At 65.2% G+C, this 24,215-nt stretch carries 19 protein-coding genes; 8 read left to right on the top strand and 11 right to left on the bottom strand.

The genetic code is table 11. The annotated features are described in order from the left end of the window. The first annotated feature begins 233 nt into the window (after positions 1 to 233). From PU724_RS12140 to PU724_RS12150, 3 genes are all read left to right on the top strand, one after another. Positions 234 to 2,246, top strand: coding sequence for an acetyl-CoA carboxylase biotin carboxylase subunit (locus PU724_RS12140; protein ID WP_354422039.1), 2,013 nt, complete (start codon positions 234 to 236; stop codon positions 2,244 to 2,246). A gap of 92 nt (positions 2,247 to 2,338) precedes the next feature. Continuing rightward, positions 2,339 to 5,863 (top strand): DNA polymerase III subunit alpha, encoded by a 3,525-nt coding sequence (gene dnaE, locus PU724_RS12145; protein WP_354422037.1) that lies wholly within the window; start codon positions 2,339 to 2,341, stop codon positions 5,861 to 5,863. A 41-nt stretch (positions 5,864 to 5,904) separates the two neighbouring features. Next, positions 5,905 to 6,915, top strand: a complete 1,011-nt coding sequence (locus tag PU724_RS12150; RefSeq protein WP_127285632.1) for a methyltransferase — start codon at positions 5,905 to 5,907, stop codon at positions 6,913 to 6,915. A 31-nt stretch (positions 6,916 to 6,946) separates the two neighbouring features. Here PU724_RS12150 and PU724_RS12155 read toward each other — a convergent pair whose 3' ends face one another. Continuing rightward, positions 6,947 to 7,828: a DMT family transporter gene (locus tag PU724_RS12155; RefSeq protein ID WP_292102036.1), complete on the bottom strand. Its 882-nt coding sequence runs from the start codon at positions 7,826 to 7,828 to the stop codon at positions 6,947 to 6,949. A 178-nt stretch (positions 7,829 to 8,006) separates the two neighbouring features. Between PU724_RS12155 and PU724_RS12160 the strand changes: the two genes are divergently transcribed. After that, complete coding sequence (locus tag PU724_RS12160) at positions 8,007 to 8,510, top strand: hypothetical protein (RefSeq protein ID WP_354422034.1); 504 nt, start codon at positions 8,007 to 8,009, stop codon at positions 8,508 to 8,510. 20 nt (positions 8,511 to 8,530) lie between these two features. Here PU724_RS12160 and PU724_RS12165 read toward each other — a convergent pair whose 3' ends face one another. Continuing rightward, a complete protein-coding gene (locus tag PU724_RS12165; protein WP_354422032.1) occupies positions 8,531 to 9,859 on the bottom strand; it encodes a DNA polymerase IV in 1,329 nt (442 codons plus the stop codon). Between the two features lie 65 nt (positions 9,860 to 9,924). Between PU724_RS12165 and PU724_RS12170 the strand changes: the two genes are divergently transcribed. Beyond that, entirely contained in the window at positions 9,925 to 10,500 is a 576-nt protein-coding gene (locus tag PU724_RS12170; RefSeq protein WP_320319965.1) for a GNAT family N-acetyltransferase, read from the top strand. 94 nt (positions 10,501 to 10,594) lie between these two features. Continuing rightward, positions 10,595 to 12,136 (top strand): hypothetical protein, encoded by a 1,542-nt coding sequence (locus PU724_RS12175; RefSeq protein ID WP_354422030.1) that lies wholly within the window; start codon positions 10,595 to 10,597, stop codon positions 12,134 to 12,136. A gap of 145 nt (positions 12,137 to 12,281) precedes the next feature. Here PU724_RS12175 and PU724_RS12180 read toward each other — a convergent pair whose 3' ends face one another. Together PU724_RS12180 and PU724_RS12185 are read right to left on the bottom strand one after the other, a co-directional pair. After that, the gene (locus PU724_RS12180) at positions 12,282 to 12,935 is read right to left on the bottom strand and encodes a hypothetical protein (protein ID WP_128275151.1); all 654 of its coding nucleotides are present in this window, start codon (positions 12,933 to 12,935) and stop codon (positions 12,282 to 12,284) included. Continuing rightward, entirely contained in the window at positions 12,932 to 13,231 is a 300-nt protein-coding gene (locus PU724_RS12185; protein ID WP_128275152.1) for a DUF3572 domain-containing protein, read from the bottom strand. The genes PU724_RS12180 and PU724_RS12185 overlap by 4 nt, the downstream gene beginning before the upstream one ends. 222 nt (positions 13,232 to 13,453) lie before the next feature. On the opposite strand from PU724_RS12185, the gene PU724_RS12190 reads away from it, so the two are divergent. Further along, positions 13,454 to 13,825, top strand: a complete 372-nt coding sequence (locus PU724_RS12190) for a response regulator (RefSeq protein ID WP_127283351.1) — start codon at positions 13,454 to 13,456, stop codon at positions 13,823 to 13,825. 27 nt (positions 13,826 to 13,852) lie between these two features. After that, complete coding sequence (locus PU724_RS12195; protein ID WP_128275153.1) at positions 13,853 to 15,226, top strand: PleD family two-component system response regulator; 1,374 nt, start codon at positions 13,853 to 13,855, stop codon at positions 15,224 to 15,226. 417 nt (positions 15,227 to 15,643) lie between these two features. Here PU724_RS12195 and rpmG read toward each other — a convergent pair whose 3' ends face one another. The 7 genes from rpmG to topA all read right to left on the bottom strand — a co-directional run bounded on the left by rpmG (position 15,644) and on the right by topA (position 24,016). Beyond that, on the bottom strand, positions 15,644 to 15,811 hold the full coding sequence (gene rpmG, locus PU724_RS12200) for a 50S ribosomal protein L33 (protein ID WP_006201775.1): 168 nt from the start codon (positions 15,809 to 15,811) through the stop codon (positions 15,644 to 15,646). A 187-nt stretch (positions 15,812 to 15,998) separates the two neighbouring features. Then, positions 15,999 to 16,457, bottom strand: coding sequence for a YqfO family protein (locus PU724_RS12205; RefSeq protein ID WP_354422028.1), 459 nt, complete (start codon positions 16,455 to 16,457; stop codon positions 15,999 to 16,001). A gap of 96 nt (positions 16,458 to 16,553) precedes the next feature. Beyond that, complete coding sequence (locus PU724_RS12210) at positions 16,554 to 17,729, bottom strand: MFS transporter (RefSeq protein ID WP_354422026.1); 1,176 nt, start codon at positions 17,727 to 17,729, stop codon at positions 16,554 to 16,556. Between the two features lie 16 nt (positions 17,730 to 17,745). After that, on the bottom strand, positions 17,746 to 18,477 hold the full coding sequence (locus PU724_RS12215) for an NUDIX hydrolase (RefSeq protein ID WP_354422024.1): 732 nt from the start codon (positions 18,475 to 18,477) through the stop codon (positions 17,746 to 17,748). 179 nt (positions 18,478 to 18,656) lie between these two features. Continuing rightward, positions 18,657 to 19,091: a DUF983 domain-containing protein gene (locus tag PU724_RS12220; RefSeq protein ID WP_426213207.1), complete on the bottom strand. Its 435-nt coding sequence runs from the start codon at positions 19,089 to 19,091 to the stop codon at positions 18,657 to 18,659. Between the two features lie 17 nt (positions 19,092 to 19,108). Further along, entirely contained in the window at positions 19,109 to 21,409 is a 2,301-nt protein-coding gene (gene rnr, locus PU724_RS12225) for a ribonuclease R (protein WP_354422021.1), read from the bottom strand. Between the two features lie 3 nt (positions 21,410 to 21,412). After that, on the bottom strand, positions 21,413 to 24,016 hold the full coding sequence (gene topA / locus PU724_RS12230) for a type I DNA topoisomerase (RefSeq protein WP_354422019.1): 2,604 nt from the start codon (positions 24,014 to 24,016) through the stop codon (positions 21,413 to 21,415). Positions 24,017 to 24,215: the final 199 nt, after the last annotated feature.

Here is a 24,215-nt window from a genome sequence, read left to right on the forward strand (position 1 = left end):
ATCTCTGATGTGGCCGGCTTGTTGAGCCTGCCCGGCGAAGCGAAATGCCCGCCAGCCCTCCGCAGTGAGCCACGCGCCACTCTACAGAGTTCGGCGACGGCGGCCAACTTCCTTGCGACGTTTTTCGGCGCGCTATTCGCAATCCGGGCAGGGCGGATGCGCGTCGCCCGGCCACTTGAGCCATGGCGGGATTGTCCATAGAACTGGTTTCTCGCCGGAGGAACGACGCCCGAATGTTCAAGAAGATCCTGATCGCCAATCGCGGCGAGATCGCCTGCCGTGTGATCAAGACGGCGCGCAAGATGGGGATTGCCACCGTCGCGGTCTATTCGGACGCCGATCGCGACGCCGTGCATGTCGAGATGGCTGACGAAGCCGTGCATATCGGGCCTTCGCCCGCCGCGCAAAGCTATCTGCTCGCCGACAAGATCCTTGCCGCCTGCAAGCAGACCGGAGCAGAGGCCGTGCATCCCGGCTATGGCTTTCTTTCCGAACGCGCCGCCTTCTGCGAGGCGCTGGAGAAGGAAGGCATCGTCTTCATTGGCCCGAAGCCCAAGGCGATCAGGGCGATGGGCGACAAGATCGAATCGAAGAAATTCGCCAACCAGGCGAAAGTGTCGACCGTGCCCGGCTGGCTGGGCGTCATCGAGAACGCCGACCATGCCGAAAGAATAGCCGGCGAGATCGGCTATCCGGTGATGATCAAGGCCTCGGCCGGCGGCGGCGGCAAGGGCATGCGCATCGCCTGGAGCGAGGCGGAAGTGCGCGACGGCTTCGATCGGGCGCGCTCGGAAGCGAAAAGCTCGTTCGGCGACGACCGCGTCTTCATCGAGAAGTTCGTGGTCGATCCGCGCCATATCGAGATCCAGGTATTGGCCGACGCGCATGGCACTGCGCTCTATCTCGGCGAACGCGAGTGCTCGATCCAGCGCCGCAACCAGAAGGTGGTCGAGGAGGCGCCGTCGCCATTCCTCGACGCCACGACCCGAAAGGCGATGGGCGAGCAGGCGGTGGCGCTGGCCAGGGCCGTCGACTACCAGAGCGCCGGCACGGTGGAATTCATCGTCGACAGCGAAAAGAACTTCTATTTCCTTGAAATGAATACGCGATTGCAGGTCGAGCACCCGGTGACCGAGCTCGTCACCGGCATCGATCTGGTCGAGCAGATGATCCGTGTCGCTGCCGGCGAGAAGCTCGCCATCAAGCAGAGCGACGTGAAACTGAACGGCTGGGCGGTGGAAAGCCGCCTCTATGCCGAGGATCCGTACCGCAATTTCCTGCCCTCGATCGGCCGGCTGACGCGCTACCGGCCGCCGGAGGAGGGGACGTTCGGCGATGTGGTCATCCGCAACGATACCGGGGTCACCGAAGGCTCCGAGATTTCGATGTTCTACGATCCGATGGTGGCCAAGCTTTGCACCTGGGCGCCGACCAGGATCGAGGCGATCGACGCCATGTCGGAGGCGCTCGACAGTTTCGTCGTCGATGGCATCGAGCACAACATTCCGTTCCTGGCGGCGCTGATGCAGCATCCGCGCTGGCGCGAGGGACGGCTGTCGACCGGCTTCATCGCCGAGGAATATCCGCACGGATTCGCGCCGATCGCGCCGGACGGCGAAGAAAAGGCGGTGTTGGCAGCGGTCGCAACGGCGATGGAGCTGCTGCGCCGCGACCGGCTCGACCGGCTGAGCGGTCGGCTGGCGCCGCATTCGGGCATCCTCAAGCGGGACTGGGTGGTCAAGATCGGCGCCGACTACCTTTCGGCCGCTGTTCTCGAAGGCATGGTCTCGATCCCCATGGAAGTCGATTTGTCGATCGATGGCGGCAAGCCTCTGACGGTGGCGTCCGACTGGCGGCCGGGCGATCTCATCTGGCGCGGCACGGTCGGGAGCAACACGGTCGCGGCACAGGTGCGCCCGGCGCTGAACGGCTTGCGCATCGCCTGGAAAGGCATGTCGGTGGCGGCCCAGGCCATGCTGCCGCGCACCGCCGAGCTCGAAAGGCTGATGCCGGAAAAGCTGCCGCCGGATACGTCGAAGCTGCTGCTTTGCCCGATGCCGGGCCTCGTCGTATCGATCGCCGTCGCCGAGGGACAGGAGGTCAAGGCCGGCGAGACGCTGGCCGTGGTCGAGGCGATGAAGATGGAGAACGTGCTGCGCGCCGAACGCGACCTCACCGTGTCCAGGCTCAACGCCAAGCCGGGCGACAGCCTCGCCGTCGACGCGGTGATCATGGAATTTGCCTGACCTGTGCACAGGAGATCGCTGGACTCGCATCCCGCGCTCCCGGACAATACATCTGCACTGATTGTTGAGTCCTTTCGAGCGACGCGAGCCCCATGGCGGATGAACGACTTCCACGCGACCCGTTGCTGCGCGAAGCAGCGGTAAAGGAAGCGCGTCCGGAAACGCCGGCGCGGCCGTTCATCCATCTGCGCGTGCACTCTGCCTATTCGCTGCTCGAAGGCGCTCTGCAGCTCGGCGCCATCGTCGGCCATGCGGTCAAGGACGAGTGCCCGGCGATCGCCGTCACCGACACCAACAATCTGTTCGGGGCGCTGGAATTCGCGCAGAAGGCGGTGAAGGACGGCATCCAGCCGATCCTCGGCTGCCAGATCGATCTCGCCTTTTCCGGCGAGGCGGTCGATGGCCAGCGCGACCGCCGCCGCCAGGGGCCGGAGATGCACGCCCTCGTGCTGATCGCCGCCACCGAGGCCGGCTACGCCAATCTGGTCAGGCTGATCAGCCGGGTCTACCTGGAAACGCCGCCCGGCGAGCCGGTGCACCTGACCAGCGTGATGCTCGAGGGACAATCCGACGGCTTGATCTGCCTGACCGGCGGTCCGCGCGGTCCGATCGGCCGCGCCTTGAAGGAGGACCGCCGCGACCTCGCCGAGCAGCGGCTGCTGACGCTGAAGGCGATGTTCGGCGATCGGCTCTACGTCGAGCTGGAGCGGGTCCAGGGCTACGACCGCATGATCGAGAAATCGACGGTCGACCTTGCCTACAGCCACGATCTGCCACTGGTCGCCACCAACGAGGCGTTCTTCTCCAAGCGCGACGACTATGAGGCGCATGACGCGCTGGTCGCCATCGCCGAGGGTTCGGTGGTCGCCGCCGACAATCGCCGGCGGCTCTCGCCGGACAATTTCCTGCGCAGCCAGGCGGAGATGGCGAAGCTGTTCTCCGACCTGCCGGAAGCAATCGACAACACGGTCGAGATCGCGCTGCGCTGTTCCTACTATCCGAAGAACCGCAGCCCGATCCTGCCGCGCTTCACCGGCGGCGATATCGCCGACAAGGATGCGGCGGAGAAGGCGGAGGCGGCCGAGCTCGCCCGCCAGGCGCGCGAGGGGCTGGAGGCGCGGCTGGCCGCGCACGGCCCGACGCCGGGCTATACGGTCGAGCAATATCGCGAGCGGCTCGATTTCGAGCTCGGCATCATCGAGAAGATGAAATTCCCGGGCTACTTCCTGATCGTTGCCGACTTCATCAAATGGGCGAAGTCGCAAGGCATTCCGGTCGGGCCGGGACGCGGTTCGGGCGCCGGTTCGCTGGTTGCCTATTCGACGACCATCACCGATATCGACCCGCTGCGCTTCTCGCTGCTATTCGAGCGCTTCCTCAATCCCGATCGCGTCTCGATGCCCGACTTCGACATCGACTTCTGCCAGGACAGGCGCGAGGAGGTGATCCGCTACGTCCAGCAGAAATACGGCCGCGACCAGGTCGGGCAGATCATCACCTTCGGTACGCTGCAGGCGCGCGCGGTGCTGCGCGACGTCGGCCGCGTGCTGCAGATGCCTTATGGCCAGGTCGACAAGCTGTCCAAGATGGTGCCGCAGAATCCGGCCAATCCGGTCAAGCTGGCGGACGCCATCGCCAACGAGCCGCGCTTCGCCGAGGAGGCGGAGAAGGAGCCGATCGTCCAGACGCTGCTCGATACGGCGCAGAAGCTCGAAGGCCTCTATCGCCATGCCTCGACGCATGCCGCCGGCATCGTCATCGGCGACCGGCCTCTGTCGGAACTGGTGCCGATGTACCGCGATCCGCGCTCGGACATGCCGGTCACCCAGTTCAACATGAAATATGTCGAGCAGGCCGGGCTGGTGAAGTTCGATTTCCTCGGGCTCAAGACGCTGACCGTGCTGGAGACAGCGGTGAAGCTGATCCGCCGTCGCGGCATCGACATCGATCTCGCGACGATCCCGCTCGACGATCCCGATACCTACGCCATGCTGTCGCGCGGCGAGGTGGTCGGCGTGTTCCAGGTGGAAAGCGCCGGCATGCGCAAAGCGCTGATCGGCATGCGGCCGGACTGCATCGAGGACATCATCGCGCTGGTGGCGCTCTACCGCCCCGGCCCGATGGAGAACATCCCGACCTACAACGCCCGCAAGCATGGCGAGGAGGAGATGGCCTCGATCCATCCCAAGATCGACCATCTGGTGAAGGAGACGCAGGGCGTCATCGTCTACCAGGAACAGGTGATGCAGATCGCGCAGGAGCTTTCCGGCTATTCGCTCGGCGAAGCCGACCTTCTGCGCCGCGCCATGGGCAAGAAGATCCGCGCCGAGATGGACAAGCAGCGCGAGCGCTTCGTCACGGGCGCGGTCGAGCGCGGCGTCGGCAAGCCGCAGGCCGACTTCATCTTCGATCTTTTGGCGAAGTTCGCCGACTATGGCTTCAACAAGTCGCACGCGGCGGCCTACGCGGTCGTCTCCTACCAGACCGCCTACCTCAAGGCGCACTATCCGGTGGAATTCCTGGCGGCGTCGATGACGCTCGACATGGGCAACACCGACAAACTGGCCGATTTCCGCCAGGATGCGCTGCGGCTCGGCATCGAGGTGGTGGCGCCGTCGGTGATGTCGAGCTTCCGCCCCTTCGAGGTCGGCCAGAACAAGATTTTCTATTCGCTGGCCGCGCTCAAAGGCGTCGGCGACGCGGCGGTCGAGCATATCGTCGCCATGCGCGGCGAAAAGCCGTTCAAGAGCCTTGCCGACTTCTGCGAAAGGGTCGATCCGAAGATCGTCGGCAAGCGCGTCTTCGAAAGCCTGATCATGGCCGGCGCGCTGGACTGCTTCGGCCATGACCGCGCCGCCATGATGGCCGGCGTCGAGCGGATGATGGGGCTGGCCTCTCTGGCGCAGCAGAATGCAGTCTCCGGCCAGGCCGACATATTCGGCGCCTCGCTCGGCGCCCAGTCGCAGGCGCTCAATTTGCCGGCGACCGAACCGTGGCTGGCCGCCGACCGGCTGCACCGCGAATTCCAGGTGGTCGGCTTCTATCTCTCGGCGCACCCGCTGGACGAGTACAAGGCGGCGCTGCAGAAGATGCGGGTGCAGAACTGGGGCGAGTTCTCTGCCGCGGTCAAGCGCGGTGCCGCCGCCGGGCGACTCGCCGGCACGGTCACCACCAAGCAGGAGCGCAAGACGCGCACCGGCAACAAGATGGGCGTGGTGCAATTTTCCGACACGACGGGGCAATACGAGGCGGTGCTGTTCTCCGAAGGCCTGGCGCAATTTCGCGACATGCTGGAGCCTGGCCGCTCGGTGGTGATCACGGTTTCGGCCGAAGACAGGCCGGAGGGCATCAACCTACGCATCCAGACGGTGCAGTCGCTGGAGGATGAGGCCAGCCGCATCCAGAAGGCCCTACGCATCTTTGTCAGGGACGATAGGCCATCGTCGATCATTCAGGCCCAGCTCAAGCAGCGCGGCGACAGCCAGGTCAGCATCATCCTTCTCAAGGGAGAGGCGCAGGGCGAGATCGAGATCGATTTGGGTCGTTACCGCGTCTCGCCGCAAATCGCGTCCGCCATGCGCGCGGTGCAGGGCGTGGTGGAAGTGGAACTTATCTAGGAGAAGCGGTACCATCTCCACGCCTGCGGATGGGGGGAGGCATGGACCCGCGAACAGCCGCTTTCGAAGTGATACGCATGGTCAATGAGTACCGGGTGTCGCAAGCGATCTCGGTCGCGGCGATGCTCGGCATCGCCGACCACATCAAGGATGGCAAGCGCTCGGCCGTCGATCTCGCGAGCCTGACCGGCACCCATCCACGCGCGCTCTACCGCTTGCTGCGCGCGCTCGCGGCGGCCGGCTTATTTCACGAGGCGGAAGACGGGCAGTTCTCGCTGACGCCGCTCGGCGGCGCCTTGCGCTCCGACGCCGAGCATTCAGCCGCCCCCTGGGCGGCGTTTGTCGGCCGGCCTTACTATCGGCAGGCGTGGAGCGATCTGCTCTACAGCATCCAGAGCGGCAGGAATGCGTTCCGCCACGCGCATGGCAAGGGCGTCTGGGAATACCGGGCCGAACACCCCGAGGAATCCGCCATTTTCGATCTTGCGATGGCGGCGAACTCGCGCGGCGTCGCGGCGGCGATCCTTGCGGCCTATGATTTCTCGCGCTTCCCCGTCATCATGGATGTCGGCGGCGGGCAAGGTGCGCTGCTCGCCGAAATCCTCGCCGCCAATCCCGGCAGCCGCGGCATTCTGTTCGACCAGCCGCATGTGGTGGCTGCGGCCGGCCGGGTGATGGCCGAGAAAGGCGTGGCCGAGCGTTGCGACATCGTCGGTGGAGATTTCCTCGCGGCGCTGCCCGCAGGGGCGGACGCGCTGCTGCTCAAATGGATCCTGCATGACTGGGACGACGAGACCAACATCTCGATCCTGAAAAATTGCCGCAAGGCAATGCGCGCGGACGGGAAGCTGCTGGTGTTCGAGGCCGTGCTCGCGCCGCCCAATCAAGGGGCGACGGCCAAATTCGCAGACCTCAACATGCTGGTCGCGCCTGGCGGCGAGGAGCGCACGGCCGAGGAGTTTCGGTCGCTGCTGGCAAAGGGCGGCTTCGAGGTCGCCGATATCATCGAAGCGGGGCCACGCATCAGCGTTATCGAGGCGAGGCCGGTCTGATGTCGCGGAGGTGGCGCGCAGCGCCGCGCCGCTATGAAGCGGCGATCTCGGCCGGCTGCGGTGCCTTGCGCTGCAGGTTGAGCAGGTTGCCCGTCAGGATCAGCAGTGCGCCGCCGGCGGTGAAGACATCGATCTGCTCGTGGTAGAGCAGCCATCCGATCAACGCCGACAGCGGCACGCGCAGGAAATCCATAGGCGAGATGAGTGTGGCGTCGGCATGGGTAAGGGCGCGGGCCATGCAGAAATGCGACGACATGCCCGTGAAGGCGATCACCACGATCCACGGCCAGAGCTCGAGCGGCGGGTTGCGCCATTCGTAGAGCGCCGGAGCCAGGCCGAGCACGGACTGGATGATGAGCATCCAGAAGATGATGCTGACGACGCTGTCGGTGCGGGTCAGCGACTTGACCAACACCACGGAGGTACCGAAGCAAACCGCTGCGCCCAGTACGATAAGCTCCCCCAGATTCATGGAGCCTAGCCCCGGCCGTACGATGATGACCACGCCGATCAGCCCGAGCACGATCGCCGCCAGCCTTGGCCGCGAAAGCTTCTCGCCAAGGAAGCTGACGGCGAGGATGGCGGTCCAGATCGGTGTCGTGAACTCGATCGAGATCAGCACCGCCAGCGGGATCAGGGTGAGCGCGTAGAGCCAGGCGGCCTGACCGGAATAGTGGACGATGTTGCGGGCAAGATGGGCGAGCGGACGCTCGGTGCGCATCGCGGCGAAGCCGCCGCTCATCATCACCAGCGGCAGCAGGATGAGGAAGCCGATGACCGAGCGCAGCTCCAGCACCTGGAAGACGTTGAGCTCCGCCGTCGTGGCGCGGCCGGCGACCGACATCGCCAGGAACGAGGCGATCGACAGCGCCATCCAGAACGCGGCCTTGGGGATCGAGGGAGCGGGTGCCATGCGCGCTATGTCGCAAGCCGGACCTTCGAGGGCAACCGCTAGTCGGCGCATTCGACTGGGCCAGCCGATGCGGCGTTAAAAAACAGTCACGTTGAAGGCGGAACCTGGGGTCGCCACAGGCGTTCGAGTCCCTGTATCCGCGCTTAGGCATTTCCGATTCTACCGGGGGAGACCTTCGATGAGATCAATGCTGCTGCTTCTGCTCGCCGGCGGCCTGACCGCCGTGAGCCCCGCGCATGCCGACGATGCCGATTTCCTGCGCTCGTTCCAGGGCAGTTTCGCCGGCAACGGCACCGTCAAGGTGACCACCAATGCGCCGACGGTGAACGTCTCCTGCACCTTCAATTCCGGCGCGACGTCGACTTCGCTGTCGCTCGACGGCAATTGCCGAGGTCTCGTGCTGGTGACGCGGGCGATCAGCGCGGATTTGAAATCCAACGGCAAGGGCTATACCGGCGTTTATGTCGGCTCCCGTACCGGGCCGGCGCAGTTGAATGGCAAGCGGTCGGGCAATGCGCTCAGCCTCGCAATCCGATGGGCCAAAGAGGTGAATGGCGACCGGACAGCGCGGCTAACCGTCGAGAAGACCAGCGGGGACGGCATGCGGCTCACCGTGACAGACGCCGATCCGAAAACCGGCAAGACGGTGGTGACAAGCCGGATCGATCTCAAACGCACGTGAGTGGCGGAAGCCGGATTCGATCACTCCTCGATCGGCTCCGGCGGATTGGCGCCGCGGCCCCTGCCGAACGTATAGCCGGTTTCCACGGCCTTCTTGCCGAACTTGTCGCGCAATGAATCGATGGCGCCCTCGGCCAGCGCGCGCTTGCGCGACTGGATGTCGACCAGGTCGGGCGGGTCGGCCTTCCCGTCATCGGACAGATCGCTGACGCCAATGCCGAGCAGCCGGAACTTCGTCCCGTCGGCTTCCCGGCGCAAGAGGTCGAGGCCGGTCTGAAAGATCCGGTCGGCCAGGCGCGTGGGATCGCCAAGCTGGCGGTTGCGAGTGCGGAGCTTGAAGTCCTGTGTCTTCAGCTTCAGCACCACGGTGCGCCCGGCAATGCCCGACTTCTTCAGCCGTGCCGAGACCTTTTCCGACAGCGCCCGCAGCACCGGCACCAGTTCGGCCATGGCGCCGATGTCGGTGTCGAAGGTGGTCTCGGCCGACACGCTCTTGGCGTCGCCATCCGGGTCGACCCGGCGGTCGTCCTCGCCGCGCGAGAGCCGGTAGAGCCGGTCGCCCATCACGCCGTAGCGGCGCATCAGCTCGGCCCGCTCCATGCGCTGAAGCTGGCCGATGCTGCGGATGCCGTCGCGTTCCAGCGTGGCGGCGAAGGCCTTGCCGACGCCCCAGATCATCGTCACCGGCTGTTCGGCCAGGAAGCCCATCGCCTCGGCTTCGCCGATCACCGAAAGGCCGCGCGGCTTACGGAAGTCGGACGCCACCTTGGCGAGGAACTTGCAGTAGGAAAGACCGGCCGAGACGGTGATGCCGAGCTCCTTTTCCACGGACAGCGCGAAACGCGCCAGGACGAGGGCAGGGGGCATGCCGTGCAGGCGCTCGGTGCCGGCAAGATCGAGGAAGGCCTCGTCGATGGAGAGCGGCTCGACCAGCGGCGTCAATGCCTGCATCAACGCGCGGACTTCGCGCCCGACCCGGACATATTTCTCCATGTCGGGAGGAATGACCACCGCCTCAGGACAGGCTTCCAGCGCCTTGAACATCGGCATCGCCGAACGCACGCCGTGGATGCGGGCGATGTAGCAAGCGGTGGAGACGACGCCGCGCCTGCCGCCGCCAACGATCACCGGCCGGTCCTTCAGCGCCGGATTGTCGCGCTTTTCGATGGCGGCGTAGAAGGCGTCGCAGTCGATATGGGCAAGATGCAGCCGGTAGAGTTCGGCATGGCGGGCAAGCCTGGGGCTGCCGCAACGCTCGCAGCGACGTGCATCGCCGCGCTGCAAGGCCAGGCAGTCACGGCAAAAACCGTGTTCGGGATTGTTGACAGGAGCCGCCATTGCTGCGAACATAAAGAGAACAAACGCAATGGTACGACAGCGCAGGGCAAGCAACAAGGCTGGCCTGGGGAGAACGCATGAGCACGACCATCGCGCCGCTGGCGCCCGAGCTCTGGGCGGATTTCGAGGATCTTTTCGGCAAGCAGGGCGCCTGTTACGGCTGCTGGTGCACGCATTTCCGTTTGGCGCCGGCGGTACGACGGGCCAACGACAAGCAGCGCAACAAGGACCATATCAAGGCGCGCATCGAAGCCGGGCCGCCGCCGGGTTTACTGGCTTTCGAGGATGGCAAGGCGGTCGGCTGGATGCAGATCGGGCCGCGCGCCGACGTGCCCGAATGGAACAACCAGGGCAGGGGGTCGGCGCCGGTCGATCCGGCCGATGCCGCCGACGCGGGAGTCTGGGCGATCTCGTGCTTCTTCATCCGCGTCAAGGCGCGGGGCAGGGGCATCAGCCATCGCCTCGTCGAAGGCGGCATCGACTTTGCCCGCCGGAACGGCGCGCGGCTGGTCGAGGCCTGCCCGATCGACCTGTCGCGCGATTCGCGTTCGATCGGCCTGTTCGTCGGCTCGTCACGGGTGTTCGAGAAGGCGGGCTTCGAGCGGCTTGTCGAGCGCAAGCCCGGCCGGCCGCTGATGCGGCTGGTGCTTTAGGAAGGCGACTAGCCTTTGTCTTGCGGCTGTGATGGTATTTGCCTACCAGCAGCGCGAAGCGATTTTGTCTTCCGAGCCCAAACGGAGAATCGACGTGAAGCGTGTCCTGCCCCTAGTTTTCCTTCTCGCGCTCGGCGCGCCGGCTTTCGCCCAGACGGTCGATAGCCAAGGCGCCAAGCAGCTTTCCGAGGACCTGTCCCGCTACGTCGGCAAGAAGGCGCTCGACACCGGCGTGCTGAAGGTCTCCGTCGAAGGCGACGCCTACCGGATCGCCATTGATTTCAAGGCGCTGGTCGAGGCCCTGCCGGACCAGAAGCTGCTGAAGTTCGACGTCGCGCCTTATGCCTTGAAGGTGAAGCCGCGCAGCGATGGATCCTGGGACGTCTCGATGGATTTCTCGCAGAGCGCGTCCTTCGAGTTCAACGGGCCGGAAGGGCTGCAAAGCACCCAGTTCACCGTCAAGGACGGCAAGGGCAGCGGCGTCTATGACCCCGCGCTCGCAGCCTTCACCAGCGGCGTCAGCACCATAGCCAGCATGACGATGACGTCCAAGGACGCCAAACAGCATGTTGACGCCAGCTTCGGCGCCGGCACGGCGAACTTCGCCGCGACCAAGGCCGCCAATGGCGGCGTTGACGTCACGATGACGCAGAAGATGTCGAGCTTTACCGAGGCGGTCAATTTCGACGATCCCGAGAGCGGAATGAAATTTCCGGTGACGATTAAGTCGCCGGAGCTGTCGGTGACCGCGAACGGCAAGGGCGTGCGAAGCAAGCCGTTGCTCGACCTGCTGGCCTTTGCCGTGGCCAATGAGGACGAAGCGGCGCTGAAGGCGAACCAGGCGCAGCTCAAGTCGCTGCTGCTTGCCGCGCTGCCGGTATGGGAAAGGCTCGATGGAACCTATGGGTTCAAGGACTTCGCGGTCGAGAGCCCGATCGGCACGTTCGGGGCGACGCAATTGAGCACGGCCTTCGGAATGGACGGCGTCTCCCAGAGCGGCAAGATCAACTACGCGATCAAGGCCTCTGGCCTGAAGATTCCGCAGCAGATGCTGCCCGGCTGGAGCGTGGCGTTGCTGCCCACCGACGTCGACCTGAACTTCGGCGGCGCCAACATCGATCTCGACAGCATGGCGAAGAAGGCGATCGAAACGCTTGATCTCAATAAGAATCCGCCGCTGCCGGAAGATTTTGGCGACCAGATCTCCGCCGATTTCCTGGCCAAGACGCCCAAGGCCGTCATCGGCCACAGCACGCTGAAGAACAAGGACATCGAGATCGCGCTGGAAGGCGAGATGACCTTCCCCGGCGAGAAGCCCGATGCGAGCGTGACGGTCGATATCGCCGGCTACGACAAGATCGTCGAAGCCTTGCAGACCGCGGCCAAGACCGACCCGGAAGCCGCGCAGTATTTTCCGATGGTGCTTGCGGTCAAAGGGTTCGGCAAGACGCTGCCGGACGGACGCATCGAATGGGCGATCAACGCCAAGCCCGATGGTTCGGTGACGGTCAATGGTGCCATGCTGAAGCCGGCGGATGCCGTTGAGGACGATACCACCGATCAGGATGATGGCACCGATCAGGATGTCGTTCCCGGCGAGGGCAACAGCGGGTCGGGCGCGAAGCTTCAGCCTTGAGGCATTTTCGGGAAAGGGCGGAGCGGTTTTCCGCCCCCGGGTTCTAGAGCGGTTCAGCGTTTCATGGAATCGCTGAACCGCTCTAACTATTTGTTTCTACGCAATTCCGGACGGAAAACCGTTACACACTTTTCCTGGAATTGCTCTAAAGCCCGAGCGCGCTGACGATCTTCGGCGCCGCCTCGTGCCAATCCTCGACCGAGACGATGCCTTCGGGCGTTGGCGGCAGGAAGGCGCGCAGCGAGTTGTCTGCCATCAGGTGGAAGAGATGCGCGTCTGCCACCGAGTTGCGCACCGACAGAAGGTTGTACGGCTGGTCGTCGACGAAGGCGACCGGCCGACCCTTGGCGCCGCGCAGTTTGGCGACGGCCGGTCCTTTCGCCATCTCCGTCGTCAGCAGCGGATAGTTCAGCCCAAGCGCGTCGAGGTGGGCGCGGCGCGCCGCGCGGTGCCTGTGCGGCATGGCCGTCAAAAGCACGATCTCGGCACGGCCGCCGAATGTCGACAGCGCTTGCGCCGCACCATCGGTGACGCTTTGCCATTCGGCCTGGGCGTCGAAGAATTCGCCGAGAAGCGCCGTCACCTCAGCCTGCTCGATCAACCGGCCGCTTGCCGTCTCGGCAATGTTGCCGGTGAGGCGGAAGGAGGCCAGCGTCAGGGCGAAGCCGCGCGATTGCAGAAAATGCGGGAACGGCCGGATGAACTCCAGCACGACGTCGTCGACGTCGAGCACCAGAAGCGGCCGGTCGTCCGCGGCAAGCTCTTCGATCTGCCGCGCCGTCTCGGGATCGTCGCTCATACCGAGCGCTCGTGATCGTCGTTGCCGAGCGGCAGCGCCCGCAAGGCCTTGCCGACGGCGGCCGGCGGCGTGCCGGTCTCCTCGGCGAAGCGCAGCAGCGTCGGCTCATGGGCGAGGATGAACTGCAGCACGCCGGCCAAAAAGCCTGGCTCGCCCGCCGCCCGCCTGATCGACTGCGCCTCGATGCCGGTGATCGCCAGGAAGCGCGGCAGGAGTTCAGGATCGGCGGCGACGAAGCCGAGAGCCCTGATGGCAAGGGCTTCCGCTTCCTCGCGCATTGACGCCGCGTTTGTCATGACTACCTTTTGTGCGTGGAATTTGAGTCTCTCCGCAGTAACGGCAAGCGCGACTTGCGGCAAGCCATTGCCCTCCGCGAGACGGGATCCGGCCAGTTTTTTGGGGCCGCCGGTTTGCGTTTCGTCAATCATATTGGCGTAGCGTGGATGAGGGTTGGGTGCGACCGGCAAGGACGCATGACGGTGGTCTTCGGCGTCGAGGACCGTCGGGACGGGAAATCGATGCCTAAGAAGGTCATGATCGTCGAGGACAACGAGCTCAACATGAAGCTCTTTCGCGACCTCATCGAAGCCAGCGGCTACGACACTGTTCGCACGCGCAACGGCCTCGAGGCGCTGGACCTGGCGCGCAAGCACCGGCCGGACCTGATCCTGATGGACATCCAACTGCCCGAAGTGTCCGGGCTGGAGGTGACCAAGTGGCTGAAGGAGGATGACGACCTCCATTCGATCCCGGTCATCGCGGTGACCGCATTCGCCATGAAGGGCGACGAGGAGCGCATTCGCCAGGGTGGCTGCGAGGCCTATATCTCGAAGCCGATCTCGGTGCCGCGTTTCATCGAAACCATCAAATCCTATCTGGGCGACGCCTGATGCCCAGCCAGACCGGAGCCTTGTGAGATGACCGCGCGGATCCTCGTCGTCGACGACATCCCTGCCAATGTCAGGCTGCTCGAGGTCAGGCTGCTGGCCGAGTATTTCGAGGTGCTGACCGCCTCCAACGGGCCGGACGCGATCGAGACCTGCGAGAACGGCAAGGTCGATGTCGTGCTGCTCGACGTGATGATGCCCGACATGGACGGCTTCGAGGTCTGCCGGCGGCTGAAGAGCGACCCGGCGACCTCGCATATCCCGGTCGTCATGATCACCGCGCTCGATCAGGTCTCCGATCGGGTGCGCGGCCTGGAGGCCGGCGCCGACGATTTCCTGACCAAGCCGGTCAACGACCTGCAGCTGATGACGCGCGTCAAGAGCCTAGTCCGGCTGAAGTCGCTGACCGACGAATTGCGGCTGCGCGCCTCGACCACGCGTAACATCGGCATCGAGGAACTGTTGAGCCGCAACTTCGCCGCCGAGGATGCGAAGCCGAAGGTGCTGTTGATCGACGAGCGCAAATCGTCCTTCGAGCGCATCAAGAAGATGCTGCGAAGCAGCGCCGAGCTCGACGTCGCCACCGATCCCAATGCCGGTTTCTTCCAGGCTGCCGAGACGGCCTACGAATGCGTGCTGATCTCGACCGCTTTCGCCGATTTCGATCCGCTGCGCCTGTGTTCGCAACTGCGGTCGCTCGACCGCACCCGCTTCCTGCCGATCATCCTTTTGGCGGACGCAGGCGAGGAGGGGCGCATCATCCGCGGCCTCGAACTCGGCATCAACGACTATCTGACGCGGCCGGTTGACCAGCAGGAACTGACCGCGAGGCTGCGCACCCAGGTGCGCCGCAAGCGCTACAACGACCAGCTGCGCGCCAGCGTCACCCAGACCATCGAGATGGCGGTGACCGACGGGCTGACCGGGCTGCACAACCGCCGCTACCTCGACAGCCATCTGCAGACGCTGTTCGACCGCGCGGTGGCGCGGCGGCGTCCGCTGTCGGTGATGATCACCGACCTCGACCGCTTCAAGTCCATCAACGATGCGCATGGCCATGACGGCGGCGACGACGTGCTGCGCGAGTTCGCGCGGCGGTTGCGCAAGAACGTGCGCGGCATCGATCTCGCCTGCCGTTTCGGCGGCGAGGAGTTCGTGGTGGTGATGCCCGACACGGAGGGCGCGGTGGCGGAAAAGGTCGCGGAACGCATCCGCGCCGAAATCGCCCAGTTGCCGTTTGCGATCGGCCATGAGGGCAAGACGATCGAGGTCACCGTCAGCGTCGGCGTGTCGTCGCTGCTCAAGGGGGCCGATACGGTGGCCGCCCTGATGAAGCGCGCCGATCTGGCTCTCTACGAGGCCAAGAGCGGCGGGCGCAACCGCGTGGTCGCCAAGGCGGCGTAGGCTTGGGCGCCAATTAACCGGTCAATCCGACAGGGTTAGCAATTTACCTTAATCCAAGCGATTCGGGTGGCTTGGTTAAGAAACTGTTGATTTTCATAAGCTCTTGCGCAAATGTACAGCATAGACAAAACGAGGCCGGCACGAGGGTAGACCGCCGGATCGTTCCGTTAAATACCCCATGATGCTCAGGTCCGCCGCATCTCCTGGGTCCGTGGGGTCGGCCGGCCGGCGCTGGCACATAGTGGCCTCCTCGTACCGCTGCCAAACGCCGACCGGCCCCCTTTTTTCCAAAAAAATGAACGTCAGGACTTCGCGCCAATCGGCGGAAGCTCCTGCTATCGGGTCAGGCCGAATCGCCGGCCAAAACAAAAACGCCGCCCAAAGGGCGGCGTTTCGGCATTCTCGGAGGAAACCGGATTACTTGATCTTGGTTTCCTTGAACTCGACGTGCTTCTTGGCGACCGGATCGTACTTGCGGAACGACAGCTTGTCCGTCTTGGTGCGGCTGTTCTTGCTGGTCACGTAGAAGAAACCGGTGTCGGCGGTCGACAGAAGCTTGATCTTGATGTTTGCGGCTTTGGCCATGATGTTCGTCCGTTAATGTTCGTGGAGTTTTGGCCGCTGGAGCACGGGGAAAACGCCCGGACGCGGGAAACTTGGCGCGACACATAAAGAACGCGTCCGGAAAGTCAACCCCAAGCGGGTTTCGGCGACGCCCGATGCGGCTGCTGCCGGCAATGGTGGAGCCGGCCAGCGGCGGCAAGGTAGGCGGTCAGGCGTCCTCCCTGACTGGGGAGGCGGCCTTCTTCCAGTCTCCGGCCGTGTTCCACCAGCGGTTGGGGTTGGCGCGGTCGTCAAGGCCCTTGGTGCGGCTGGCAAGCAGCGGCTGGATGCGGATCACGGGCTCCTCATAGCTGTGCGCCTGGTAGATCGCCTCGACGACTCGAGCGGCGAGGCCCTGGTCGTCGGGCAATTCGAACGACACCTCGACCGTACCAGGCCGCTGCCGCAGCAGCGTCTCGGCGCCGGCGGCGGCACCCTCGAGCGGCCGGTAGCGCTCGACGCCATCGGCCGACTGGAAGGCGTTGCTGTCGTAATTGCCCATGCCGAGCGGCGTGATGGCGACCACGGCGTCCATGATGCGATCGACGTCGGCTGCCGGCGCCTGGAAGCTGACAAGCAGCAGCAACTGCATCCGCACGGATTTGGTTTCGAAGCCACTGTCGATCATCTGATATCTCCCTGCATGTGGAGCGTGGGTATAGCAGGGGTGCTCCTGACACGGTGATGTCAGCAGCGTAACCTGACGAGCGTTCAGCCTGTCGGCCTACAGGACCTTGCGGATCAGCCTGACGCCGACCAGCGCTATATAGGCGGCGAAGAACAGAGCGAGCGACCAGCCGAAGCCGGAGGGGCCGAAGACGTCCATGCCGATGCCGATCGCCTGTGGGCCGAGCACCATGCCGACGCCGTAGCAGAGCACGAAGGCGGCGTTGGCGGAGGCGAGCTCATGGCCGGACAATTGCGAGCCGAGGTGGGCAAGGCCGATCGTGTAGAGCGCCGCGACGACGCCGCCCCAGACGAACAGCAGCGCCGCCATCAGGTGCCAGTCCCCGGCGAAATGCGGCATGAAGATCGTGCCGGCAAGCCCGACTGTGGCGCAGGCCAGGAGCAGATGGCGGCGGTCCGAGACGCGGTCGCTGATCATGCCGATCGGAATCTGCAGCAGCACGTTGCCAAGGCCGATCATGGTGAGCAGCAGGGCGGCGTCCGCCTCGGAATAGCCGATGCGGCTGCCGTAGACCGGGAACAGCGCAAAGCCGCCGGTCTCGACCGCGCCGAACACCAGCACCGCGAAGGTGGCGGTCGGCACCAGCCAGATGTAGCGCAGGAAATGACTGGTTTCGCTGTCGGCGACGATGGTCGGGCTTTCGTTGCGCGCCGCCAGCACCGGGATGGCGGCCAGCGTCACCAGGCCGATTGTCACGCCGAAGGGCAGGAAGCCGGTGCTGCCGAGATGGGCGAACAGCCATGGTCCGGCGGCGAAGCCGAGCGACAACACCGTGGCATAGATGCCGAGCACCAGGCCGCGCCGGTGCGGCGGCGCCGAGGTGCTTATCCAGAATTCCGACAGGATGAACAGCACCGTCAGCGCTATGTGCAGCACGACGCGGAGCGGAAACCACATCCAGAAATCCGGCGCGAAGTGGAAGCCGACGAAGGCAAGCGCGCCCGCCGCGATCATCATCAGCATCGTCCAGGCGACGCCGAACCGCATGGCGAGCGGCGTTGCAAGCGGCGCGCCGGCGATCGAGGCAAGGCCGGCGATGGCGGTGTTGAGGCCGATCATCGAAGCCGAATGGCCGCGCGTCTCCAGGATGACGCTGAGCAGCGGCATGCCGAGGCCGATGGCGATGCCGACGACGCTGATCGAGGAGATCGCAGCGATCATCGGCAGCCAGTGTACGCGCTCGTCGCCCTGTTCTTGGGTATCGACCGTCATGGGATGCCTGAATAGCCTAGAGGATTTCGCGGGTGAAGTGGTTGCGGACACGCCGGTAGAGCGGCACCGCGCCGCCGGGGCGCAGCAGCGGATCGTCGGCGAGCCGCTTTTCCAGCTCGTCGAGGATCATCCGGGTGATGTCTGGAATATCGGCCTCGCGGGCCTTGGCGAGCGGCAGCCAGACCAGTTCCTCCAACTCGTTGGTCGGGCCGCCATCCGGCAATTCGATGGCGACGTCGCTGCGCCAGGCGCTGAAGAAGCGGGTATCGAAGCGGCGCACCCGGTTCGGCGGCGTGATCGCGCGGGCGATGAAGCGCAGCACTTCCAGCGAGGGCACGACGCCATGCTCGGCAAAGCCCTGCCAGTCGCGCCTGGCAGTGGTGAAGGCGCCCTTGCGGCCGATAAGCAGGCCGGCTTCCTCATAGGTCTCGCGGATGGCCGACAGCGCGATGGCGCGTGCGCGCGCCTGGCTGGTGCGGCCGAGGCCCGCGGTCAGGTTGGCTTCTTCCTCGGGGTGGAGGTCCGTGGCAACGGCGATGCGGCCGTCGGCCGGATCGGTGCGGCCGCCCGGAAAGACGAACTTGCCTGGCATGAAGGCGTGCCCGGCATGGCGCCGGCCCATCAGCACCAGCACCTCGCTGCCCTTGCGGTCGAGCAGGATCAGCGTCGCGGCATCGCGCGGGCGCAACCGCTTGCCGGCGGGCGCGGCAGCGCTTGGCTCAAGCTTGTCGACGTTCGCCTTGGTCATTCGGTCCCCAAGCTGATGCATGTCGCCCAGACGCCGTCGCGGTCTGGGGACGATGACATGCATGAAAGCAAAGATCTGAAGCGCGTCGCGTGAACCCGTTCATTTGCGAGGCGCTTTAGCGGAAACTTGCCGCATGCGAAAGTGGCGTTCGGACATCGCCGATTGCGCCAGCCGCGACGTCAGGCCTCGGGGTGATGCTCGATGACGTCCTCTTCGCCGCCGAAGCCGTGCATATAGAGCGCCCATTGCAGGCCGATGACGGCGCCCTTGACCGGCTGCAGCAGCACCATCGCCAGAAGGATGGTCAGCGGCACCCAGATGAGGATGTGCTGCCAGGTGGAGAGCGTGGAGGTCGCCTCGACCCCCATGAAGGCGCCAAGCACGATGTGGCCGACGATGACCACCACCAGATAGGCGGGCAGGTCGTCGGCGCGGTGATGGTAGAGTTCCTCGCCGCAATGCTCGCATTTGTCGACGGTCTTGACATAGGCGCGGAACAGCTTGCCTTCGCCGCAATGCGGGCAGCGGCCGAGCAGGCCGCGCTTCATCGCCGTCCACAGCGGGCGGGCGACGCGGCCCGAATGATGCTCGCCGCCGAAAACCTGGTCTTCCATCTGCAATTGCCTTGCCATCACCGTCTCCTGCCGCGTGGGCGCGATTGCGACGCGCGGGCGCGGCCCTTGGCCTTGTGAAACGACCGTTTGGAGCCGGGCAGCGGCTTCGGATCGGTCAGCATTTCGAAACGCATCGCGCCGGCCATGGGCGCGACCTCGACCAATCGGACCTCGACGCGGTCGGCAAGCTGGTAGCCCTTGCCGGTGCGTTCTCCGAAAAGCGATCGGGCGGTTTCGTCGTATATATAGTAATCGCCTTCAAGGCTTGACACCGGGATGAAACCATCCGCGCCGTACTGCGGCAATTGGACAAATAGTCCCGCCTTGGTGACGCCGGAGATGCGCGCGTCGAAACGGTCGTCGATATGCTCGGCGAGATGGGCGGCGACCAGCCGGTCGACCGTGTTGCGCTCGGCCGCCATGGCGCGGCGCTCGGTGGCGGAGATCAGCGCCGACACCTCTTCCAGCCGATCGGCTTCCTGCTGCGTCAGGCCGCCCGGGCCAAGACCGAGCGCGGCGATCAGCCCGCGATGCACGATGAGGTCGGCATAGCGGCGGATCGGCGAGGTGAAATGCGCGTAGCGTTTCAGGTTGAGGCCGAAATGGCCGATATTCTTCGGCGAGTATTCGGCCTGGCTCTGCGAACGCAGCACCACCTCATTGACCAGCGCCTCATTGTCGGCGCCCCGCACGCGCTCGAGGATGCCGTTGAACTGCGCGGGCCGCATCTGCGCGCCGCGCGCCAGCGACAGACTGAGCGTTGCCAGGAATTCGCGCAGCGATTCCTGCTTGGCGAGCGAGGGCGCGTCATGGATGCGGTAGACCAGTGCCTGGCGCTTCGCCTCCAGCGTTTCGGCGGCCGCGACGTTGGCCTGGATCATGAACTCCTCGATCAGCTTGTGGGCATCGAGGCGTTCCGGCACGACGACGCGGTCGACGGTGCCGTCCTCCTTGAGCAGGATCTTGCGCTCGGGCAGGTCGAGTTCCAGCGGCTGGCGGCCGTCACGGCCGCGCTTCAGCACCGCATACGCATCCCATAGCGGCTTCAGCACCGTATCGAGGATCGGCCCGGTCTTGTCGTCGGGCATACCATCAATCGCCGCCTGCGCCTGCGGGTAGGCGAGCTTGGCCGCCGACTTCATCATGACGCGATGGAAGGAATGGCGCAGCTTGCGGCCATCGGCCGCGAACGTCATGCGCACGGCAAGCGCCGGCCGGTCCTGGCCCTCGCGCAGCGAGCAGAGATCGTTGGAGATGCGCTCCGGCAGCATCGGCACCACGCGATCCGGGAAATAGACCGAATTGCCACGCTTCAGGGCCTCGCGGTCGAGCGCGGTGCCGTAGCGGACGTAAGCCGCGACGTCGGCGATCGCCACGGTGACCAGAACGCCGCCGGGATTCTTCTCGTCCGGGTCGGGCGTCGCGAAGACCGCGTCGTCATGGTCCTTGGCGTCGGCCGGGTCGATGGTGATCAGCGGCAGGTCGCGCCAGTCCTCGCGGCCGGCATGCGCCGCAGGCTTCACCGCGTCGGCCTCGGCGATGACGTCGGCCGGGAAGATGTGCGGGATGTCATGGGCGTGGATCGCGATCATCGAGACCGCCTTCTCGCTGGTCAGCGAGCCCAGCACCGCCAGGACCTTGGCGCGCGGCAACCCGTAGCGGGACGCCCGCGCGGGCTCGACCTCGACCAGGTCGCCATTCCGGGCGCCGTTCTGGAATTCCTTGTCGACGATCAGTTCGGGCTGGCGCCGCTCCACCGGTTCGATGCGCAAGGTGCCGTCCTTGAGGACGCGAAAGACGCCGAGCACGGCGTCGCTGCGCTTCTCGAAGATCTTCATCACCCGGCCGGTATAGGCGGGGCCGGCCGGATCGTCGGTCGGGAAGGTCTTGGCGAGCACGCGGTCGCCGATGCCGGGCGCCGGGCCATTGCTTCCACGCGAAATGCGGATGGAGACGACCGGCGGCGAGCCAGCGCCGCTGTTTTCGCTCGGATGCGCCAGGAGCACACCGTCGCCGTCGCGGCCGAAAATGTCGAGCACGGCGACATGGGGCAGGGCGCCGGCGCGCGTCAGCCGCTTGCGTTCCCTCGTCAGCAGGCCCTCGTCCTGCAGGTCGCGCAACAGATCCTTCAGCCAGATACGGTCATCGCCGCGCAGCGCGAACGCCTTGGCGATCTCGCGCTTGCCGGAACGGTCCGGATTTTCGGCTATGTAGCGCAGGATTTCTTCGCGCGACGGGCGGTAATCGTCCCGGACCTTGGCCCTCGTGTCGGCGGTGCGCGGATCGCCGTGGCTTCGTCCGGAGATCCTGCGCGCCACGCCCTATCCCTTTTTCTTGGCCGGGGATTTTTTGGCGGCCGGCTTGCCGGCTGCCGCCTTGCGGAACGGCTTCTTGCCGCCACCGCCCTTGGCTTCCTTCTCGGCGATCAGCGCCAGGGCGTCCTCGACCGTCACCGATTGTGGATCCTTGCCCTTGGGCAGCGTCGCATTGACCTTGCCATAGTTGACGTAGGGCCCGTATTTGCCGTCGCGCACGACGATCTTGCCGCCGCCGTCGGGGTGGTCGCCAAGATCCTTGAGCGCCGCGGGCGTTGCGCCGTTGCGGCCGCCCTTGCCCTTCAACTGCTTCTCCGCGATCACCGAGACGGCGCGATTGAGGCCGATCGAGAACACGTCCTCGATGCTGTCGAGATTGGCGTAGGTGCCGTCATGCAGCACGAAGGGGCCGTAGCGGCCGAGGCCGGCCGAGATCATCTTGCCGGATTCAGGGTGCTTGCCGACGTCGCGCGGCAGCGCCAGCAGCGCCAGCGCCTTCTCATGGTCGATCTGCTCGGCGGCCCAGCCCTTGGGCAGGCTGGAGCGCTTGGCCTCCTTGCCTTCGCCGCGTTGGATATAGGGGCCGAAGCGGCCGCTGCGCAGCGTGATCTCTTCCGCCGTGTACGGATCCTTGCCGATCAGCCTGGTGCCGTCCTCGCCATTGCCGTTCTCGCCATTGGGATTAGCGGCATCGCCGAGCTGGCGGGTGAAGGAGCATTCGGGATAGTTCGAGCAGCCGACGAAGGCGCCGAACTTGCCGAGCTTCAGCGACAGGTTGCCGGTGCCGCATTTCGGGCAGATGCGCGGGTTCGAACCGTCCTCACGCGCCGGGAACACCAGCGGCGCCAGCTCGTCGTTGAGCGCATCGAGCACGTCGGTGACGCGCAGTTCCTTGATGTCGTCGACCGCGCCGGAGAAATCCCTCCAGAAGTCGCGCAGCACGTCCTTCCAGGCGAGCTTGCCGTCGGAAATCTCGTCGAGCTTTTCTTCCAGCGAGGCAGTGAAATCATACTCGACATAGCGCTCGAAGAAGCTCTCGAGGAAGGCCGACAGCAAGCGGCCCTTGGCCTGCGGCACCAGCTTGCGGCGGTCGATGGTGACGTAGTCGCGGTCCTCCAGCGTCTTCAGGATCGCCGTGTAAGTCGACGGGCGGCCGATGCCCAGCTCTTCCAGCTTCTTGATCAGCGACGCCTCGGAATAGCGCGGCGGCGGCTCGGTGGTGTGCTGGGTGGCGTTGATCGCCTGGCGGGCAAGCTGCTCGCCGGCGCGGATCTCCGGCAGGCGGCGGCTTTCCTCGTCCTCCGCGTCCTCGTCCTTCTGGTCGGTATAGGCGGCGATGAAGCCGTCGAAGCGCACGACCGAGCCGACGGCGCGAAGCTCGGCGGTGCGGGCGCCGTTGACCGCCTCGATCTCGACCGTGGTGCGCTCGATCTCGGCCGGCTGCATCTGGCTGGCGATGGCGCGCTTCCAGATCAGCTCGTAGAGGCGGGCCTGGTCGGCATCGAGATATTGGCGGACCGAAGCCGGAGTGCGCTTGAAATCGGTCGGGCGGATCGCCTCATGCGCTTCCTGGGCGTTCTTGGCCTTGGTCGTATAGAAGCGCGGCTTCTCCGGCAGGTATTTTGCGCCGAATTCGCTGACGATGGCATCGCGCGCGGCGTCGATCGCCTCGGGCGCCATCTGCACGCCGTCGGTTCGCATATAGGTGATCAGGCCGGCGGTCTCGCCGCCAATGTCCATGCCTTCGTAGAGCCGCTGCGCCACCTGCATCGTGCGGGTGGCCGAAAAGCCGAGACCCGACGAGGCGGCCTGCTGCAGCGTCGAGGTGGTGAAGGGCGGGCCCGGGTTGCGCTTGGTTGGCTTGGCCTCGACCGACAGCGCCTTGAAGGTGGCGCCTTCGAGCATCGCCTTGATGTCGTCGGCCTGTGCCTTGTTGGCGATGTCGAGTTTTTGCAGTTTCTTGCGCTCGAACGCGGTCAGCCGCGCCTCAAAATTCTCGTTGCGCGGCGTGCCGAGGATGGCGGCGATCTGCCAGTATTCCTCGCGGATGAAGCGCTCGATCTCGGATTCACGGTCGCAGACCAGGCGCAGCGCCACCGACTGGACGCGGCCGGCGGAACGGGCGCCGGGCAGCTTGCGCCACAGCACCGGCGACAGCGTGAAGCCGACCAGATAGTCGAGGGCGCGGCGGGCGAGATAGGCATCGACCAGCGGCGCGTCGATCTGGCGCGGATTGGCCATCGCATCCAGCACCGAAGACTTGGTGATGGCGTTGAAGACGACGCGGCTGACCGGCTTGTCCTTCAGCGCGCGCTTCTGCTTCAGCACTTCCAGCACATGCCAGGAAATCGCCTCGCCCTCGCGGTCCGGGTCGGTAGCGAGGATGAGGCCGTCGGCGTCCTTGACCGCCTTGGCGATGTCGGCAAGCCGCTTGCCCGAGGCGGTGTCGACCGACCAGGACATGGCGAAGTCCTCGTCGGGGCGCACCGAACCATCTTTGGCCGGCAGATCGCGGACGTGGCCGAACGAGGCCAGGACCTTATAGTTCTTGCCGAGATATTTGTTGATTGTCTTTGCCTTGGCCGGCGATTCGACGACGACGACGTCCATGAGGTCTCATATCAGCTATGGGCCAGCGGAAGAATTCCCGCCGCGCGCGACGCGTTGTTTTTCGTCGCTCACATGGCCGTGCTTTTGCAATCGGTCAAGGGCAGGCGGCCAAAATGCGGAGACGTCCGCGGCAATACACTCTTAGAGTGTATGGAGAGGACCACATAATTTCGGGGAGGGCCGTTCGAGCATCGAGCCA

It is taken from the genome of Mesorhizobium abyssinicae (assembly GCF_049887195.1).
GTDB classification, from domain to species: Bacteria; Pseudomonadota; Alphaproteobacteria; order Rhizobiales; family Rhizobiaceae; genus Mesorhizobium; species Mesorhizobium abyssinicae.

Excerpts from the sequence above, each read along its gene's own strand:
- PU724_RS12180 (WP_128275151.1), bottom strand. The coding sequence starts at position 12,935 with ATGAGCGACGATCCCGAGACGGCGCGGCAGATCGAAGAGCTTGCCGCG.
- PU724_RS12205 (WP_354422028.1), bottom strand. The coding sequence starts at position 16,457 with ATGATCGACAGTGGCTTCGAAACCAAATCCGTGCGGATGCAGTTGCTG.
- topA (WP_354422019.1), bottom strand. The coding sequence starts at position 24,016 with ATGGACGTCGTCGTCGTCGAATCGCCGGCCAAGGCAAAGACAATCAAC.
- PU724_RS12160 (WP_354422034.1), top strand. The coding sequence starts at position 8,007 with ATGAGATCAATGCTGCTGCTTCTGCTCGCCGGCGGCCTGACCGCCGTG.
- PU724_RS12220 (WP_426213207.1), bottom strand. The coding sequence starts at position 19,091 with ATGGAAGACCAGGTTTTCGGCGGCGAGCATCATTCGGGCCGCGTCGCC.
- PU724_RS12215 (WP_354422024.1), bottom strand. The coding sequence starts at position 18,477 with ATGACCAAGGCGAACGTCGACAAGCTTGAGCCAAGCGCTGCCGCGCCC.
- PU724_RS12185 (WP_128275152.1), bottom strand. The coding sequence starts at position 13,231 with ATGACAAACGCGGCGTCAATGCGCGAGGAAGCGGAAGCCCTTGCCATC.
- rpmG (WP_006201775.1), bottom strand. The coding sequence starts at position 15,811 with ATGGCCAAAGCCGCAAACATCAAGATCAAGCTTCTGTCGACCGCCGAC.
- dnaE (WP_354422037.1), top strand. The coding sequence starts at position 2,339 with ATGGCGGATGAACGACTTCCACGCGACCCGTTGCTGCGCGAAGCAGCG.
- PU724_RS12190 (WP_127283351.1), top strand. The coding sequence starts at position 13,454 with ATGCCTAAGAAGGTCATGATCGTCGAGGACAACGAGCTCAACATGAAG.
- PU724_RS12210 (WP_354422026.1), bottom strand. The coding sequence starts at position 17,729 with ATGACGGTCGATACCCAAGAACAGGGCGACGAGCGCGTACACTGGCTG.
- PU724_RS12195 (WP_128275153.1), top strand. The coding sequence starts at position 13,853 with ATGACCGCGCGGATCCTCGTCGTCGACGACATCCCTGCCAATGTCAGG.
- PU724_RS12150 (WP_127285632.1), top strand. The coding sequence starts at position 5,905 with ATGGACCCGCGAACAGCCGCTTTCGAAGTGATACGCATGGTCAATGAG.
- PU724_RS12170 (WP_320319965.1), top strand. The coding sequence starts at position 9,925 with ATGAGCACGACCATCGCGCCGCTGGCGCCCGAGCTCTGGGCGGATTTC.
- PU724_RS12165 (WP_354422032.1), bottom strand. The coding sequence starts at position 9,859 with ATGTTCGCAGCAATGGCGGCTCCTGTCAACAATCCCGAACACGGTTTT.
- PU724_RS12140 (WP_354422039.1), top strand. The coding sequence starts at position 234 with ATGTTCAAGAAGATCCTGATCGCCAATCGCGGCGAGATCGCCTGCCGT.
- PU724_RS12155 (WP_292102036.1), bottom strand. The coding sequence starts at position 7,828 with ATGGCACCCGCTCCCTCGATCCCCAAGGCCGCGTTCTGGATGGCGCTG.